Here is a 14,514-nt window from a genome sequence, read left to right on the forward strand (position 1 = left end):
GGGCCCTCGGCTGAAATAAAAAAGGGCCAGCAAACGCCGGCCCTTCTTCACACCAACCAGCGCCTCAGGCGTTGGCTGCCTCGCGCACCCGCAGCTCATGGCGGTTGCCACGGAACAGCACCAGGGTAGCGATCAGCCCCATGATGGCCGCACCGGTCAGCCACAGGCCAGGCGCGGCCTGGTTGTCGAGGTAGTGGATCAGCCAGGTGCAGGCCGCCGGGGTGAAGCCGCCGAAGGTGGCGGTGGCCAGGCTGTAGGCCAGCGAGAAGCCGGTGGTGCGCACTTCTTTCGGCATGATCTCGGTCAGCGCCACGACCATCGCACCGTTATACGAGCCATACAGGAACGACAGCCACAGCTCGACCATCAGCAGGTGGCTGAAGCTTGGCGCGCTGACCAGCCACGACAGCAGCGGGTAGGCGGTCACGATGGCCAGGATGGTGGTGGCCAGCAGCAGCGGCTTGCGGCCGATGCGGTCAGACACCGAGCCCATCACCGGCAGCCAGATGAAGTTCGAGATACCCACGCACACCGTCACCACCAGCGCGTCGAGGTCCGACAAGTGCAGCACGCTCTTGCCGAAGGTCGGGGTGTAGGCGGTGATCAGGTAGAACGACACGGTGGTCATCACCACCAGCGCCATGCCGGCGATGACCAGGCCGAAGTTCTGGCCGATCGAACGCAGCACGTCGGCGAACGCCGGGCGATGGGTACGGGCTTCGAACTCCGGGGTTTCTTCCAGCGAGCGGCGGATCACGAAGATCGCCGGGACGATGGCGCAACCGACCAGGAACGGCACGCGCCAGCCCCATTCACCCATGTCTTGCGGCGACAGGAAGTGGTTCAGCAGCACGCCGAGCAGGCCGGCGAACACCACCGCGACCTGTTGGCTGGCCGACTGCCAGCTGACGAAGAAGCCTTTTTTGCCCGGGGTGGCGATTTCCGAGAGGTAAACGGAGACGCCGCCCAGCTCCACGCCCGCCGAGAAGCCCTGCAACAGGCGCCCGAGCAGTACCAGAATGGGCGACACCACCCCGAGTGTGGCGTAGCCGGGCACCAGCGCGATCAGCAAGGTACCGGCGGCCATCATTGCCAGGGTCACGATCAGGCCTTGGCGGCGGCCGTGTTTGTCGATGTAGGCGCCGAGCACCACCGCACCCAGCGGGCGCATCAGGAAGCCCGCGCCAAAGGTGGCCAGCGAGAGCATCAACGAAGCGAATTCGTTGTCCGAGGGGAAGAAGGTCTTGGCGATGGCGGTGGCGTAGTAGCCGTACACCATGAAGTCGAACATTTCAAGAAAGTTGCCGCTGACAACGCGAAAAATCGCCTTGCCCTTGCCTGTATTGGAGGCCATGAATGCACCTATTTGTAGTTGTTGGCTGTGCTCGATCCTTGATCTTGAGCGCTGCGCGGGTCCTGCACAGTGTGTGCGTCACTAACCGACGGTATTTGTAACGATATGTGTATCGTAAGACCGGAGCAACTAAAATCCGTTCAGTGGCCCTCTAGCGCGGTGCTTGCGGGCCGCCAATGTGGCAGGTTGCCGCACGGAAAAATGGCGTTTATCGCGACCAAGGGGTAATGTGCGCGTCACTCGCTGTTCACTAAAATGCTCGGGCCAGGTTTTTCGGTGCGCCGCGCACCGAACGCCGGAAACGGTTGGCGTTTCCGGCCCGTTCTAAGGAGTACGCATGGCTGTCTACAACTACGACGTAGTGGTGCTGGGTTCCGGCCCGGCGGGGGAAGGCGCGGCAATGAATGCCGCCAAGGCAGGGCGCAAGGTGGCGATGGTCGACAGCCGCCGCGAGGTCGGCGGCAACTGCACGCACCTGGGCACCATCCCGTCCAAGGCGCTGCGCCACTCGGTCAAGCAGATCATCCAGTTCAACTCCAACCCCATGTTCCGTGCCATCGGCGAGCCGCGCTGGTTCTCCTTTCCCGATGTGCTGCGCAGCGCCGAGCGGGTGATCGCCAAGCAGGTGGCCTCGCGCACCAGCTACTACGCGCGCAACCGCGTCGATGTGTTCTTCGGCACCGGCAGCTTCGCCGACGAGCAGACCGTCAGCGTGATCTGCGCCAACGGCGCCCAGGAAAAACTCGTCGCCAAGCAGATCGTCATCGCCACCGGCTCGCGCCCGTACCGCCCGGCCGACATCGACTTCAACCACCCGCGCATCTACGACAGCGACACCATCCTCAGCCTTACCCACACCCCGCGCAAGATCATCATCTACGGCGCCGGGGTGATCGGCTGCGAATACGCGTCGATCTTCAGCGGCCTGGGCGTGCTGGTCGAATTGGTAGACACCCGCGACCAACTGCTGAGCTTCCTCGACTCGGAAATCTCCCAGTCGCTGAGCTACCACTTCAGCAACAACAACGTGATGGTGCGCCACACCGAGGAATACGAGCGGGTCGAAGGCATCGAGAGCGGGGTGATCCTGCACTTGAAGTCGGGCAAGAAGATCAAGGCCGACGCCCTGCTGTGGTGTAACGGCCGTACCGGCAACACCGACCGCCTGGGCCTCGAGAACATCGGCATCAAGGTCAACAGCCGCGGCCAGATCGACGTCGACGAAGCCTATCGCACCAGCGTGCCGACCATTTACGGCGCCGGCGACGTGATCGGCTGGCCAAGCCTGGCCAGTGCCGCCTACGACCAGGGCCGCTCGGCCTCTGGCAGCATCGTCGAGAACGGCAGCTGGCGCTTCGTCAACGACGTGCCCACGGGCATCTACACCATCCCGGAGATCAGCTCGATCGGCAAGAACGAGCACGAACTCACCGAGGCCAAGGTGCCGTACGAGGTGGGCAAGGCGTTCTTCAAGGGCATGGCGCGGGCGCAGATTTCCGACGAGCCGGTGGGCATGCTGAAGATCCTCTTCCACCGTGAAACCCTCGAAGTGCTGGGCGTGCATTGCTTCGGCGACCAGGCCTCGGAGATCGTGCACATCGGCCAGGCGATCATGAACCAGCCCGGCGAGCTGAACACCCTCAAGTATTTCGTCAACACCACCTTCAACTACCCGACCATGGCCGAAGCCTATCGGGTAGCGGCGTACGACGGCCTCAACCGGCTTTTTTGAGGGGCTCCGGCCGGTGGCCTGAGCCGGCCGGAGAGGGGGTTTTCAGCGATTCCCGAGGGTGGCGCTGGCCAAACCGGGAAAGTCTGTAATCAGGCTGTCTACGCCGAAGTCGGCGAGCCGGCGCATCAGCGCCGGTTCGTTGACCGTCCACACCGACACATGCAGCCCCTGGCGCTGGGCCTTTTGCAGGCGCTCCGGGGTGCACAGCGTCCAGTTCAGCGCCAGCAGGTGGCAACCGTAGCTCTGGGCCACCTTCAGCGGGTCGAGCCAGGCGTATTCGGCCACCAGCCCGCGGCCCACATCCGGCACCAGCTCCTGCGCGGCGCGCAGCACCTCGCGCGAGCTCGAGGTGATCGTCACCTTGTCGAGCACGCCAAAGCGCTGCGCCAGCTCGCGAATCGCCAGCACCGTGCCGGCGGCGCGCACCCGCGACGCGCTCTTCACTTCCAACTGCCAATGCTCGAAGGCGCACGCCTCGAACAACTGCGCCAGGGTCGGCACCGGGCACGGCGTGAGCCAGCCTGGGCCGCCGCGGCGGGCGTCGAGCGCGGTGAGCTCGGCGGCGTTGTAGTCGGCCACCTTGCCGCGGCGCTCGGTGGTACGGCGCAGGGTTGGGTCGTGGATGACCATCAGCTCGCCATCGCGAGACAGGTGAAGGTCCAGCTCACAGCGTTTGACGCCGTGGCTCAGGCACTGCTGGAAGCTGGCCAGGGTGTTTTCCGGGGCTTCGCCCTTGGCGCCCCGATGGCCGTAGAGAAGGGTCACGTGGTGTCCTTAGCGTGTGGGAGAGGGTAATCAGGCCGTTTCCGCGGCGTGTTCGGCTTCCTTGGCCTGGCGCCGCTCGGCGGCCTGCTTTTGCAGAACATAGCGTGCCAGTAATTGCCGTTGCGCGTCAGTGGCGTCGATGAATTCCACGCCGATGTCGAACGGCCCCTCGGCGGTGGCATCGCAACGCACCACCCGGGCGCGCAGCATCACCCCCAGGGCCTGGGGCATCAGCGCCATCTTCACGTTCAACACGCTGCCGGGCGGCATCGCGCTGGCGCCGTGAAATTCCAGCCCGGCCTCGGACAACACCACCGGCTGCGGCTGGCCGATGCTGCCCAGGATCGACTGCGCCATCACCTGGGTGAGCAGCTCGATGCGTTTGTTCTGCGTGCGCAGAAAGGCCGAGAGCGCACGGTTGCCCTCGCCGACCTGGCGCAGCAGGTGTTGCGATTCGAAGTCGGACAGGTGCAGCTCGCAGAGCAAGCCGAACAGGCTCTGGCCGGTTTCCAGGAAGGTTTCATCGTCGGTGAAACCTGCCTGCAAAGGGGTGATTTCAAGTGCGATACGATCGTTGATGCGATAGTATTCGCGGCGTTCCGCGTCGTCTGTCGTCAGCATGGCGAACCCAACCTGGCAGTAATGGTCCGAGTGTAAGTTCGCGCGGGCAGTCACGCCATACGGGCGATCCCAACCACTGCGAACAAGCCCTTACATGTTCAGACCTCTTTTCGTTTACATCGGCGCCCGCTACACCCGCGCCAAACGTCGTAATCACTTTGTTTCCTTCATTTCCCTGACGTCGATGATCGGCCTGGCCCTGGGGGTTGTGGTGATGATCGTGGTGCTGTCGGTGATGAACGGCTTCGACCGCGAGATGCGTAACCGCGTGCTCGGCATGGTCCCGCACGCCACCATCGAGTCGCCCACGCCGATCGCCGACTGGCAAGCGCTGGCCACCAAGGTGCAGGCCAACCCGCAGGTCGCGGCGGTGGCGCCGGTCACCCAGATGCAGGGCCTGTTGACCCACGACGGGCGGGTGCAGAAGGTCTTGCTCAACGGTATAGAGCCTGCGCTCGAAGATAAGGTTTCGATCATCGACGCCTTTATTCGCGAGGGTAAGCTGGCCGACCTCGCCCCGGGTGAGTTCGGCATCATGATCGGCGACAAGGCCGCCAGCACCCTGGGGGTGAAGGTGGGCGACAAGCTCACCTTCGTCGCTCCGGAAGTGGCGGTCACCCCGGCCGGGGTGTTCCCGCGCATGAAGCGCTTTACCGTGACCGGTATTTTCCACGTCGGCGCTGGCGAAATCGACGGCTACCTGGGCGTGACCAACATCGAAGACCTCGGCCGCCTGCACCGCTGGCAGCCGGGCCAGGTGCAGGGCATCCGGCTGAAGTTCGGCGACCTGTTCGAAGCGCCGAAAATCGCCTGGCAACTGGCCCAGCAGTTGGGCGACGACTATTACGCCCGCGACTGGACCCGCACCCACGGCAACCTCTACCAGGCCATCCGCATGGAAAAGAACATGATCGGCCTGCTGTTGCTGCTGATCGTGGCGGTGGCGGCGTTCAACATCATTTCCACCCTGGTGATGGTGGTCAACGACAAACGCGGCGACATCGCCATCCTGCGCACCCTGGGCATGACGCCACGGCAGATCATGGGCGTGTTCATGGTTCAGGGCACGGTGATCGGTGTGGTCGGCGTGGCCGTGGGCGCGGCGCTGGGCATTCTCGCCGCGCTGAACGTGAGCAGCGCCATCGCCGGGCTCGAGCATCTGATCGGGCACAAATTCCTTAATCCGGATGTGTACTTCATCGATTACATCCCGTCGCAGGTCATGGCCGAGGACGTTTACCTCGTGTGTGGCGCGGCGCTGATCCTGAGTTTCTTCGCCACCCTTTACCCCGCCTGGCGCGCCGCGCGCACCCAGCCGGCGGAGGCGCTTCGTTATGAGTGAGCCACGTATGAACGACCAAGCCGTGTTGAGCTGCCGCAACCTGGGCAAAGCCTACGAAGAAGGCCCCGAGAAGGTGGTGGTGCTGCACAACCTGCAACTGGAGTTGTACGCCGGTGAGCGGGTAGCGATCGTCGGTACCTCCGGCTCGGGCAAAAGTACCTTGCTCAACCTGCTCGGCGGCCTCGACACGCCCACCGAAGGCAGCGTCTGGCTGGCCGGCGAACAGCTCTCGGCGCTGAACGAGCGGGACCGCGGCCTGCTGCGCAACCGCGCGCTGGGCTTCGTGTACCAGTTCCACCACCTGCTGGCCGAGTTCACCGCGCTGGAGAACGTGTGCATGCCGTTGCTGATCGGCAAGGCCTCGATCGCCGAGGCCCGCCAGCGCGCCACCGCGCTGCTGGAGCGGGTCGGCTTGGGCCATCGGCTGTCGCACAAGCCGGCTGAGTTGTCTGGTGGCGAGCGCCAGCGGGTGGCGATTGCCCGCGCGCTGGTCAACCGGCCGGGGCTGGTGATGCTCGATGAGCCCACCGGCAACCTCGACCAGCACACCGCCCAGGGCATCCAGGAGCTGATGCTCGAGCTGAGCCAGCAGCTCAATACCGCGTTCCTGGTGGTCACCCACGACCTCGCCCTGGCGCGGCAGATGGATCGCACCCTCAAGCTCGACGAAGGCCGCCTGGCCCCGCTCTGATTCCGAGGCGCACATGTTCAGACCTTTAGCGATCTTCATCGGCAGCCGCTACACCCGGGCCAAGCGCCGCAACCACTTCATCTCGTTCATCTCGATGACCTCCATGATCGGCCTGGCGCTGGGCGTGCTGGCGATGATCGTGGTGTTGTCGGTGATGAACGGCTTCCAGCAGGAAATGAGCACGCGCATTCTTGGCATGGTGCCCCACGCCACCGTGGGCGCCACCCAGCCGCTGGACGACTGGCGCCCGGTGGCCGCGGCGGCAATGAAAAACCCCGAGGTGCAGGCCGCGGTGCCCTTCACCCAGCTCGACGGCATGCTCTCGTTCAAGGGCGCGATGCAGCCGATCCAGGTCAGCGGGGTCGACCCGGCCCTCGAAGGCCAGGTGTCGATCGTTGCTTCGCACATCAAGGCCGGTGACCTGCAAGCGCTCAAGCCCGGTGAGTTCGGGGTGATCATCGGTGACATCACCGCGCGCCGGTTCCGCCTGCTGCCGGGTGACAAGATCACCCTGATCGTGCCGGAAGTCAGCGGCACGCCAGGGGGTATCACCCCGCGCCTGCAACGGCTGACGGTGGTGGGTATCTTCAAGGTCGGCGCCGAGATCGACAGCAGCCTGGCCTTGATCAACGTGCAGGACGCGGCCGACCTGCAGCGCTGGCAGCCCAACCAGGTGCAAAGCGTGCGGCTGAAGGTGCGTGACCTGTGGACTGCCCCCCAGGTGGCCAGCGACATCGCCAAGGGCCTGGGCAGCCAATACCGCCCCGAGGACTGGACTCACACCCAGGGCAGCCTGTTCAGCGCGATGAAGATGGAAAAAACCATGATCGGCCTGTTGCTGCTGATGATCGTCGCAGTGGCGGCGTTCAACATCATCGCCACGCTGGTGATGGTGGTGAACGACAAAGGCACCGACATCGCCATCCTGCGCACCATTGGCGCCACGCCGCGGCAGATTCTCGGCATCTTCGTGGTGCAGGGCTCGCTGATCGGCATCGCCGGGACGGTGATCGGTGGGGTGCTCGGGGTGATCGCCGCGCTGAACGTCAGCGCGATCGTCGGCGCGCTCGAGCGCTTGACCGGCCAGCACATCTTTACCTCGGACGTGTACTTCATCAGCAACCTGCCGTCGCAGCTGCAATGGAGCGACGTGGCGTTGATCTGCTTTGCCGGGCTGATGATGAGCTTTCTTGCCACGCTGTACCCGGCCTGGCGCGCGGCCCAGGTAGAGCCGGCGCAGGCGCTGCGTTACGAGTGAGCCGGCAGGGCCAGGGTGAAGGCCATGCCACCTTCGGCGGCTTCGGCCGTTAGCGTGCCGCCATGGGCCTGGGCGATCGAACGGGTGATCGCCAGGCCCAGCCCGGCGTGGTGGCTGCCCGCGGCCGCGGCGCGGGCCGGGTCGGCGCGGTAGAAGCGGTCGAACAGCCGCGCCAACTGCTCGGCAGGCACCTGCGGGCCGGTGTTGAACACCGCCAGTGTGGCCACCCCCTCGGTGTGCTCGATGATCACGCGCACCTCGCCACCGGCGGGGGTGTAGCGCAGGGCGTTTTCCAGCAGGTTGGCCAGCGCCCGGCGCAGCAGGCCGCGGTCCCCGGCCAGGTGTGCCTGGCCGTGCTGGGTCAGGCTGATGCCGGCGTCGTCGGCCAGCAGCCGGTAGTAATCGAGCAGCTCGGCGGCCTCGTCGGCCAGTGCCAGCGGCTGTAGCCCCGGGCGGATCAGGCCGTGGTCGGCCTTGGCCAGCAACAGCATGTCGTTGACCAGTTGCCCCAGGCGTTGCAGCTCCTCGAGGTTGCCGTGCAGGGCCTCGCGGTAGTCTTCCAGCGCCCGCGGCTGGGCCAGGGTGACCTGGGTGTGGGTGAGCAGGTTGGTCAAGGGGGTGCGCAGCTCATGGGCGATGTCGGCGCTGAACCCGGCCAGCCGCTCGAACGCCCCTTCCAGCCGTTCGAGCATGGCGTTGAAGGTGCGCGCCACCTCGGCCAGCTCCGCCGGCATGGCCTGTTCCGGCAGCCGCGCGGTCAGCGAAGTGGCCTGCACACTGGCGGCCACCTCGCCCATCCGCCGCAGCGGCGCCAACGCCTGGCGCGCGGCCCAGGCGCCGAGTAGCGCGGTGGCCAGCGCCGAGCAGCCGACCGTGAGCCAGATCAGCCGTTGCATGCGCTGCAAAAAATGCTGGTGGTGGGTGATGTCGAGCCACAATTCGAGCACGGGGGCCTCGGCGCCGCTACCCAACGGCGCGCTCAGCACGCGGAAGGCGCCAGCGCCGTTGTGCACGCTGGTCAGCCCCAGCGGAGCGGCGCTGGCCGGCGCTGGGCTGCGCTCGTCGAACCAGGCCGCGCCGTTGGCGCCGAGCAGGCGCAGGCCGAGATCCGGGGCGTGTGCCAGTTCCTGGCGCAGCGCCGGCAGCCGCGCGGGCAGCGCCGCCGGGCTGGCGACCCCCTCGAGCACCTGGCTCAGCGCTGCCAGGCGGTTGCCGAGCAGTTGTTGGTCGAGCTCAAGGAAGTGCGCCTCGCTGGCGCGGCTGAACAGCACCCCGGCCAGCAACGACACCACCGCCGTGCAGGCGGCGAACAGCAGGCCCAGGCGCGCCGCCAGGGTAGGGCGGCTCATGCCGGCCGCGCCTCGAGCACGTAGCCCATGCCGCGCACGGTGTGGATCAGCTTGGCCGGGTGCGGGTCATCGACCTTGGCGCGCAAGCGGCGGATCGCCACTTCGATCACGTTGGTGTCGCTATCGAAGTTCATGTCCCACACCTGCGAGGCGATCACCGATTTGGGCAGCACTTCGCCCTGGCGCCGCAGGAGCAGTTCAAGCAGGGCGAATTCCCGGGCGGTGAGGTCGAGCCGCTGGCCGCCACGCTCGGCGCGCCGGCGCAGCAGGTCAAGGTGCAAGTCGGCCAGGCCCAGGGTGGTCGCCAGGCTTGGGCTGGCGCCGCGGCGCAACAGGGTGCGCACCCGCGCCAGCAGCTCGGCGAAGGCGAACGGCTTGACCAGGTAGTCGTCGGCGCCCAGCTCCAGCCCATGCACGCGGTCGGCCACCGCGTCGCGGGCGGTCAGAAACAGCACCGGGGTGTCGAGCCCGGCGCCACGCACCGCCTGGAGGATCTGCCAGCCGTCGCGCCCCGGCAGCATCACGTCGAGAATCAACAGCGCGTAGCCGCCGGCCAAGGCCAGGTGCTCGCCGCTCAGGCCGTCTTCGGCCCAGTCCACGGCGTAGCCGGCTTCGCTCAGGCCCTGGCGCAGGTAGTGGCCGGTCTTGGCCTGGTCTTCGACGAGCAGCAGTTTCATGGCGGGCCTGTGAGCGGGGCGAGGGCAGTTATTTTAAGGAAACGCCGGTACAATACCCGGGAATTTTTTGACCAGGTTTTTCCATGCACCCCGCTGCCGAACACTCCCCACTGGGCAAGGCCAGTGAATACATCGCCGTTTACACCCCCGGGCTGTTGTTCCCGATCCCCCGCGCGGGCAAATGGGCCGAGCTCGGCGTGCAGGGCGATGCGCTGCCCTGGCAGGGGGTAGACGTGTGGAACTGCTACGAGCTGTCCTGGCTGCTGCCCTCGGGCAAGCCGGTGGTGGCCGTCGCCGAGTTCCGTATTCCGGCCGGCTCGCCGAATATCATCGAGTCGAAGTCGTTCAAGCTGTACCTGAACTCACTGAACCAGTCCCCTTTCGCCAGCGTGGCCGACGTGCAGGCGTGCCTAGAGCGGGACCTCTCGGCCGCTGCTGGCGCGCCGGTGCAGGTGAGCGTGAAGACGCTGGCCCAGGCCCAGGCTGAAGGCATCGCCGCGGTACCCGGGCAGTGCATCGATGCGCTGGACATCCAGGTCAATGCCTACGAGCACCCCAGCGCCACGCAGTTGCGCGCCGGCGAGGGCGAGGTGAGCGAGGCGCTGCACAGCCACCTGTTGAAATCCAACTGCCCGGTCACCGGCCAGCCCGACTGGGGCACGGTGGTGGTGGAGTACCAGGGCAAACCGCTCGACCACGCCAGCTTCCTCGCCTACGTGGTGAGCTTCCGCCAGCACTCGGACTTCCACGAGCAGTGCGTGGAACGGATCTTCCTTGACCTGCAGGCGCTGCTGCAGCCGCAGCGGCTCTCGGTGTATGCGCGCTACGTGCGCCGCGGCGGGCTCGACATCAACCCGTGCCGCAGCACCCACGCCCAGGCCTGGGGCAACGCCCGGCTGGCCCGCCAGTAAGGGCTAAACGCCCATGCTGCCGAGCTTGGTGACGATGTCGCGAAGCACCCCGGCCACCTTCGGGTATTCCAGTTCCAAGCGCTCTACCGCCAGGTTCAGCCCGTCGGTGAGGCTGTCGGGCTGCTGGGTGGCATCGGCCAGCTTGATCCGTGCTTCGATCTGCGTGGCCAGTTCCTGCAGGTGCTCGCGCTCCTCCAGTGACAACGGCGGGTTTTGCTCCAACTGGTCGCGCAAGGCGGCCAGTTCTTCTTCCAGTTCGCGCACAGGCATGGGTTTCTCCTTCAAAAGCAGGCACTTCCATTGACCCGCCGGGCAGGCTAAAGGTTCGCGGCCGATGACATCGGCTTGCCAGTGCGCGATCAGCCGCTGTTACTTATACTAGGGCGTTTTTCATGAAATATTCAGAAAGCCTTAGCCCTTCGAGGAGATGCCCGATGCGTTACAACCAAGCGCGCCGTTTCGGCCCGTTGGCCTGCCTGGCCGCGGGGCTGGTGCTCGCGCCGCTGGCTGCCCAGGCAGCCGAGCAAGACCCATGGGAAGGGGTAAACCGCACCGTCTTCCGTTTCAACGACACCGTCGACACCTACACCCTCAAGCCACTGGCCCAGGGTTACCAGTACGTCACCCCGCAGTTCCTGCAGGACGGCGTGCACAACATGTTCAACAACGTCGGTGACGTCACCAACCTGGCCAACAACCTGCTGCAGGCCAAGCCGGCGGCGGCGGGCAAAGACGTCGCCCGGTTGATCTTCAACACCACCTTCGGCCTGCTCGGCTTCTTCGACGTCGGCACCCGCATGGGCCTGCAGCGCAGCGACGAAGACTTCGGCCAGACCCTCGGCTACTGGGGCGTGCCCTCCGGCCCGTACGTGGTATTGCCGTTCTTCGGCCCGAGCGATGTGCGCGATGCCTTGGCCAAGTACCCCGACACCTACACCTACCCCTATCGCTACATCGACCATGTGCCCACCCGCAACACGATCTTCGGGCTGAACATCCTCGACACCCGCGCCAGCCTGCTGTCTGCCGAAAAACTGGTGCGGGGCGACAAGTACAGCTTCGTGCGCAATGCCTACCTGCAGAACCGCGAGTACAAGGTCAAGGACGGGCAGGTCGAAGACGACTTCTAAGCACACCCGTGGGTATCGAAAAGGCTGGGCTACGTAGCGGTTTCGATACCCGAATGTGTTCAAGAAGCGCGCGCGGCGGGCGAAATAGACAGGCAAGCGGCCAGAATTGTCTACACTGGCCACGTTTCAATCGGGCATTGGGAGCTACCATGCAGATCGAACCGCTGGAAAACATCCTGCTTGACCTCGAAGGCACCGCCGCGCACCTGGCCGCGCTGTCCAAGGTGCTCGAGGGGCACGCCGTGTACCTGCGGCACATGCCCGGGCCAGACAACGGCGCCGACATCGACTCGATCGAGCGCCAGCTCAATGGCCTGGCGTCGTCCATCTCCGACTTGCGCGGGGTGGCGCAGAAGATTTCCAAGGTGGCTTGAGGGGCTGTGCGGCCCCGGGGGAGGCTGGCCACGCCGGTTGAAGGGTCCTCAGCCCCGGCTCAGGCGATCTTCACCCCGTCCATCTCCAGAATCCGCAAGCCGAGCAACTGGCCGTCCACCCCGGCCGGCTCGACCCGCACCACCTCGCACAGCGCGTCGAGGTCGGCCAGCTCCGGGTGGCGCGAGGGGATAATCACGTTCATCTGCTCGCCTTCCTGGGCCGGGCAGCGGGCTTCTACCTGCATGCCGTTGCTCGACAGGTCGCGGCACACCCCGCGCAGGGTCTGGCCGTGAGTCCGCAGCGTGACCTCGGCGTCCATCGCCATGCGGATGAAATCGCGTTTTTCGCTGTAGTCGAGTCGGTTCATGCTATGCGTCCTGTTTGATTATGAATCTGAGGGCTACATCTGGGCATTCTTATAACGCCCAGCGATTTAGCCTGTAAAGTCGCGCCGCGACCATCGGTGCACGCTTGAAACGGCCAGCGGATGGGAGTACCGTCTGCGCCTTGAAGGGCACCTCTGCTCCGTGCGCCCCAGGCTTGCCGCCCGGGAGCCGCCGAGGGGCCAGAAGTGAATCCAGTAAGTGAGTTCAGCCACGGCCGAGCCCTCCTTATGCCAACCAATTTCTGGCGCCGTTTGCCCACATGCCGAACACCAGTGCAACGCTGCTTCTAATCGACGATGACGAGGTCGTTCGCGCGAGCCTGGCCGCCTATCTTGAAGACAGCGGCTTTCGCGTACTGCAGGCCAACAATGGCCAGCAGGGCCTTCAGGTGTTCGAACAGCAACAGCCCGACCTGATCGTGTGCGACCTGCGCATGCCGCAGATGGGCGGCCTGGAGCTGATCCGCCGCATCAACGAGCGCTCCAGCGACACGCCGGTCATCGTGGTGTCCGGCGCCGGGGTGATGACCGACGCCGTCGAGGCGCTGCGCCTGGGCGCGGCCGACTACCTGATCAAGCCGCTCGAAGACCTCGCCGTGCTCGAGCATTCGGTTGCGCGGGCATTGGACCGCTCGCGCCTGGTGCGCGAGAACCAGCGCTATCGCGAGAAGCTCGAGACCGCCAACCGGGAGCTCGAGGCGAGCCTGCACCTGTTACAGGAAGACCAGAACGCCGGGCGCCAGGTTCAGATGAACATGCTGCCGGTAAACCCTTGGGTGACCGACGGTTTTCGCTTCGAACACCAGATCATCCCGTCCCTGTACCTATCGGGTGATTTCGTCGATTGCTTCCGGGTAGACGAGCACCGCCTGGCCTTTTACCTGGCCGACGTGTCGGGCCATGGGGCGTCTTCGGCGTTCGTCACGGTGCTGCTGAAGTTCATGACCACGCGGCTGATGTTCGAGTCCAAGCGCGCGGGCGGGCTGCCGGACTTCAAACCCTCGCAGGTGCTGGCCCACATCAACCGCGGCCTGCTCAACTGCCGCCTGGGCAAGCACGTGACCATGGTCGGCGGGGTGATCGACCAGCAGCGCGGAGTGCTGACCTACAGCATTGGTGGCCACTTGCCGCTTCCGGTGATCTACACTGACCAAGGCGCGCGCTACCTGCAAGGGCGCGGCATGCCGGTGGGCCTGTTCGACGAGGCCAGCTACAGTGACCATGAAATCGAATTACCCGAGCGTTTCAGCCTGACACTGTTCTCCGACGGCATTCTGGACCTTTTGCCAGGCGAAACACTCAAAGACAAAGAGGCTGCCTTGCCTGAAATCATCAAGGCAGCGGGCGGCAGCCTGGATGGCTTGCGCCGCAGTTTTGGATTGGCCACCCTGGGCGAGATGCCGGACGATATCGCGCTCATGGTGCTAAGCAGGAATTTTGAATGAGTACCGGTAGAATCCAGTTCGCCGAGCAAGACGGCACGTTCGTGCTGAAATTCGTCGGTGAGGTGCGCCTGACGCTCTGCTCGGCGCTGGATGCGACGATCGAAAAAATCTTCTGCGCGCTGGATTTTTCGGCGATCGTCATCGACCTCACCGAAACCCGCAGCATCGACAGCACCACCTTGGGCTTGCTGGCCAAGCTGTCGATCCTGTCGCGGCAAAAGGTTGGCCTGCTGCCGACCGTGGTCACCACCCATGAAGACATCACCCGGCTGCTGCAGTCGATGGGTTTCGATCAGGTGTTCAACATCGTCGAAACGCCGATCCCGTGCCCGGAATGCCTGACCGACTTGCCGTCCCAGGACCAAGACGAAGACGTGGTCAAATCCAAGGTGCTCGAGGCGCACAAAATTCTCATGGGGCTGAACGACTCCAACCGCGAGGCGTTCCATGACTTGGTCAACGCCCTGGAGCGCTCCTGA

The 14,514-nt window shown here is 65.2% G+C and carries 16 protein-coding genes; 9 read left to right on the forward strand and 7 right to left on the reverse strand.

Annotated features, from left to right (window positions below):
• Positions 1–64 precede the first annotated feature (64 nt).
• Entirely contained in the window at positions 65–1,354 is a 1,290-nt protein-coding gene (locus ACFZCE_RS13370; RefSeq protein ID WP_390939632.1) for a tricarballylate/proton symporter TcuC, read from the reverse strand.
• Positions 1,355–1,691: 337 nt separating this feature from the next.
• On the opposite strand from ACFZCE_RS13370, the gene sthA reads away from it, so the two are divergent.
• Complete coding sequence (gene sthA / locus ACFZCE_RS13375) at positions 1,692–3,086, forward strand: Si-specific NAD(P)(+) transhydrogenase (protein WP_390939634.1); 1,395 nt, start codon at positions 1,692–1,694, stop codon at positions 3,084–3,086.
• 42 nt (positions 3,087–3,128) lie between these two features.
• Here sthA and ACFZCE_RS13380 read toward each other — a convergent pair whose 3' ends face one another.
• On the reverse strand, positions 3,129–3,851 hold the full coding sequence (locus tag ACFZCE_RS13380) for a glycerophosphodiester phosphodiesterase family protein (RefSeq protein ID WP_390939636.1): 723 nt from the start codon (positions 3,849–3,851) through the stop codon (positions 3,129–3,131).
• A 30-nt stretch (positions 3,852–3,881) separates the two neighbouring features.
• Entirely contained in the window at positions 3,882–4,472 is a 591-nt protein-coding gene (locus ACFZCE_RS13385) for a PilZ domain-containing protein (protein WP_390939638.1), read from the reverse strand.
• 94 nt (positions 4,473–4,566) lie between these two features.
• On the opposite strand from ACFZCE_RS13385, the gene ACFZCE_RS13390 reads away from it, so the two are divergent.
• The 3 genes from ACFZCE_RS13390 to ACFZCE_RS13400 are packed head-to-tail and all read left to right on the forward strand — an operon-like array spanning position 4,567 to position 7,763.
• Positions 4,567–5,814 (forward strand): lipoprotein-releasing ABC transporter permease subunit, encoded by a 1,248-nt coding sequence (locus tag ACFZCE_RS13390; RefSeq protein ID WP_390939641.1) that lies wholly within the window; start codon positions 4,567–4,569, stop codon positions 5,812–5,814.
• A gap of 7 nt (positions 5,815–5,821) precedes the next feature.
• Complete coding sequence (gene lolD / locus ACFZCE_RS13395; protein WP_390939643.1) at positions 5,822–6,505, forward strand: lipoprotein-releasing ABC transporter ATP-binding protein LolD; 684 nt, start codon at positions 5,822–5,824, stop codon at positions 6,503–6,505.
• 13 nt (positions 6,506–6,518) lie between these two features.
• Positions 6,519–7,763 carry a lipoprotein-releasing ABC transporter permease subunit gene (locus tag ACFZCE_RS13400; protein WP_390939645.1) on the forward strand — a complete coding sequence of 415 codons (1,245 nt, stop codon included), beginning with the start codon at positions 6,519–6,521 and terminating at the stop codon, positions 7,761–7,763.
• Here ACFZCE_RS13400 and ACFZCE_RS13405 read toward each other — a convergent pair.
• Together ACFZCE_RS13405 and ACFZCE_RS13410 are read right to left on the reverse strand one after the other, a co-directional pair.
• Positions 7,754–9,112: a heavy metal sensor histidine kinase gene (locus tag ACFZCE_RS13405; protein ID WP_390939647.1), complete on the reverse strand. Its 1,359-nt coding sequence runs from the start codon at positions 9,110–9,112 to the stop codon at positions 7,754–7,756. The two genes, ACFZCE_RS13400 and ACFZCE_RS13405, sit on opposite strands and share 10 nt — an antisense overlap.
• Positions 9,109–9,789 (reverse strand): heavy metal response regulator transcription factor, encoded by a 681-nt coding sequence (locus ACFZCE_RS13410; RefSeq protein ID WP_390939649.1) that lies wholly within the window; start codon positions 9,787–9,789, stop codon positions 9,109–9,111. The genes ACFZCE_RS13405 and ACFZCE_RS13410 overlap by 4 nt, the downstream gene beginning before the upstream one ends.
• Before the next feature lie 83 nt (positions 9,790–9,872).
• Between ACFZCE_RS13410 and queF the strand changes: the two genes are divergently transcribed.
• A complete protein-coding gene (queF, locus tag ACFZCE_RS13415) occupies positions 9,873–10,700 on the forward strand; it encodes an NADPH-dependent 7-cyano-7-deazaguanine reductase QueF (RefSeq protein ID WP_390939650.1) in 828 nt (275 codons plus the stop codon).
• 3 nt (positions 10,701–10,703) lie between these two features.
• Here queF and ACFZCE_RS13420 read toward each other — a convergent pair whose 3' ends face one another.
• Positions 10,704–10,970, reverse strand: a complete 267-nt coding sequence (locus tag ACFZCE_RS13420; RefSeq protein WP_390939652.1) for a DUF4404 family protein — start codon at positions 10,968–10,970, stop codon at positions 10,704–10,706.
• Positions 10,971–11,134: 164 nt separating this feature from the next.
• Between ACFZCE_RS13420 and ACFZCE_RS13425 the strand changes: the two genes are divergently transcribed.
• Entirely contained in the window at positions 11,135–11,830 is a 696-nt protein-coding gene (locus ACFZCE_RS13425) for an MlaA family lipoprotein (protein WP_390939654.1), read from the forward strand.
• A gap of 149 nt (positions 11,831–11,979) precedes the next feature.
• On the forward strand, positions 11,980–12,204 hold the full coding sequence (locus tag ACFZCE_RS13430) for a hypothetical protein (RefSeq protein ID WP_390939656.1): 225 nt from the start codon (positions 11,980–11,982) through the stop codon (positions 12,202–12,204).
• 59 nt (positions 12,205–12,263) lie between these two features.
• On the opposite strand, the gene ACFZCE_RS13435 is transcribed toward ACFZCE_RS13430, so the two are convergent.
• Positions 12,264–12,572: a PilZ domain-containing protein gene (locus ACFZCE_RS13435; RefSeq protein WP_390939658.1), complete on the reverse strand. Its 309-nt coding sequence runs from the start codon at positions 12,570–12,572 to the stop codon at positions 12,264–12,266.
• 278 nt (positions 12,573–12,850) lie between these two features.
• Here ACFZCE_RS13435 and rssB point away from each other — a divergent pair, with 278 nt between their 5' ends.
• Together rssB and rssC are read left to right on the forward strand one after the other, a co-directional pair.
• Positions 12,851–14,035, forward strand: a complete 1,185-nt coding sequence (gene rssB / locus ACFZCE_RS13440; RefSeq protein WP_390939660.1) for a two-component system response regulator RssB — start codon at positions 12,851–12,853, stop codon at positions 14,033–14,035.
• Complete coding sequence (gene rssC / locus ACFZCE_RS13445) at positions 14,032–14,514, forward strand: anti-sigma factor antagonist RssC (RefSeq protein WP_390939662.1); 483 nt, start codon at positions 14,032–14,034, stop codon at positions 14,512–14,514. Before rssB ends, rssC begins: the two co-directional genes overlap by 4 nt.

The sequence above is a fragment of the Pseudomonas sp. NPDC007930 genome (assembly GCF_042958985.1).
Classification (GTDB): Bacteria; Pseudomonadota; Gammaproteobacteria; order Pseudomonadales; family Pseudomonadaceae; genus Aquipseudomonas.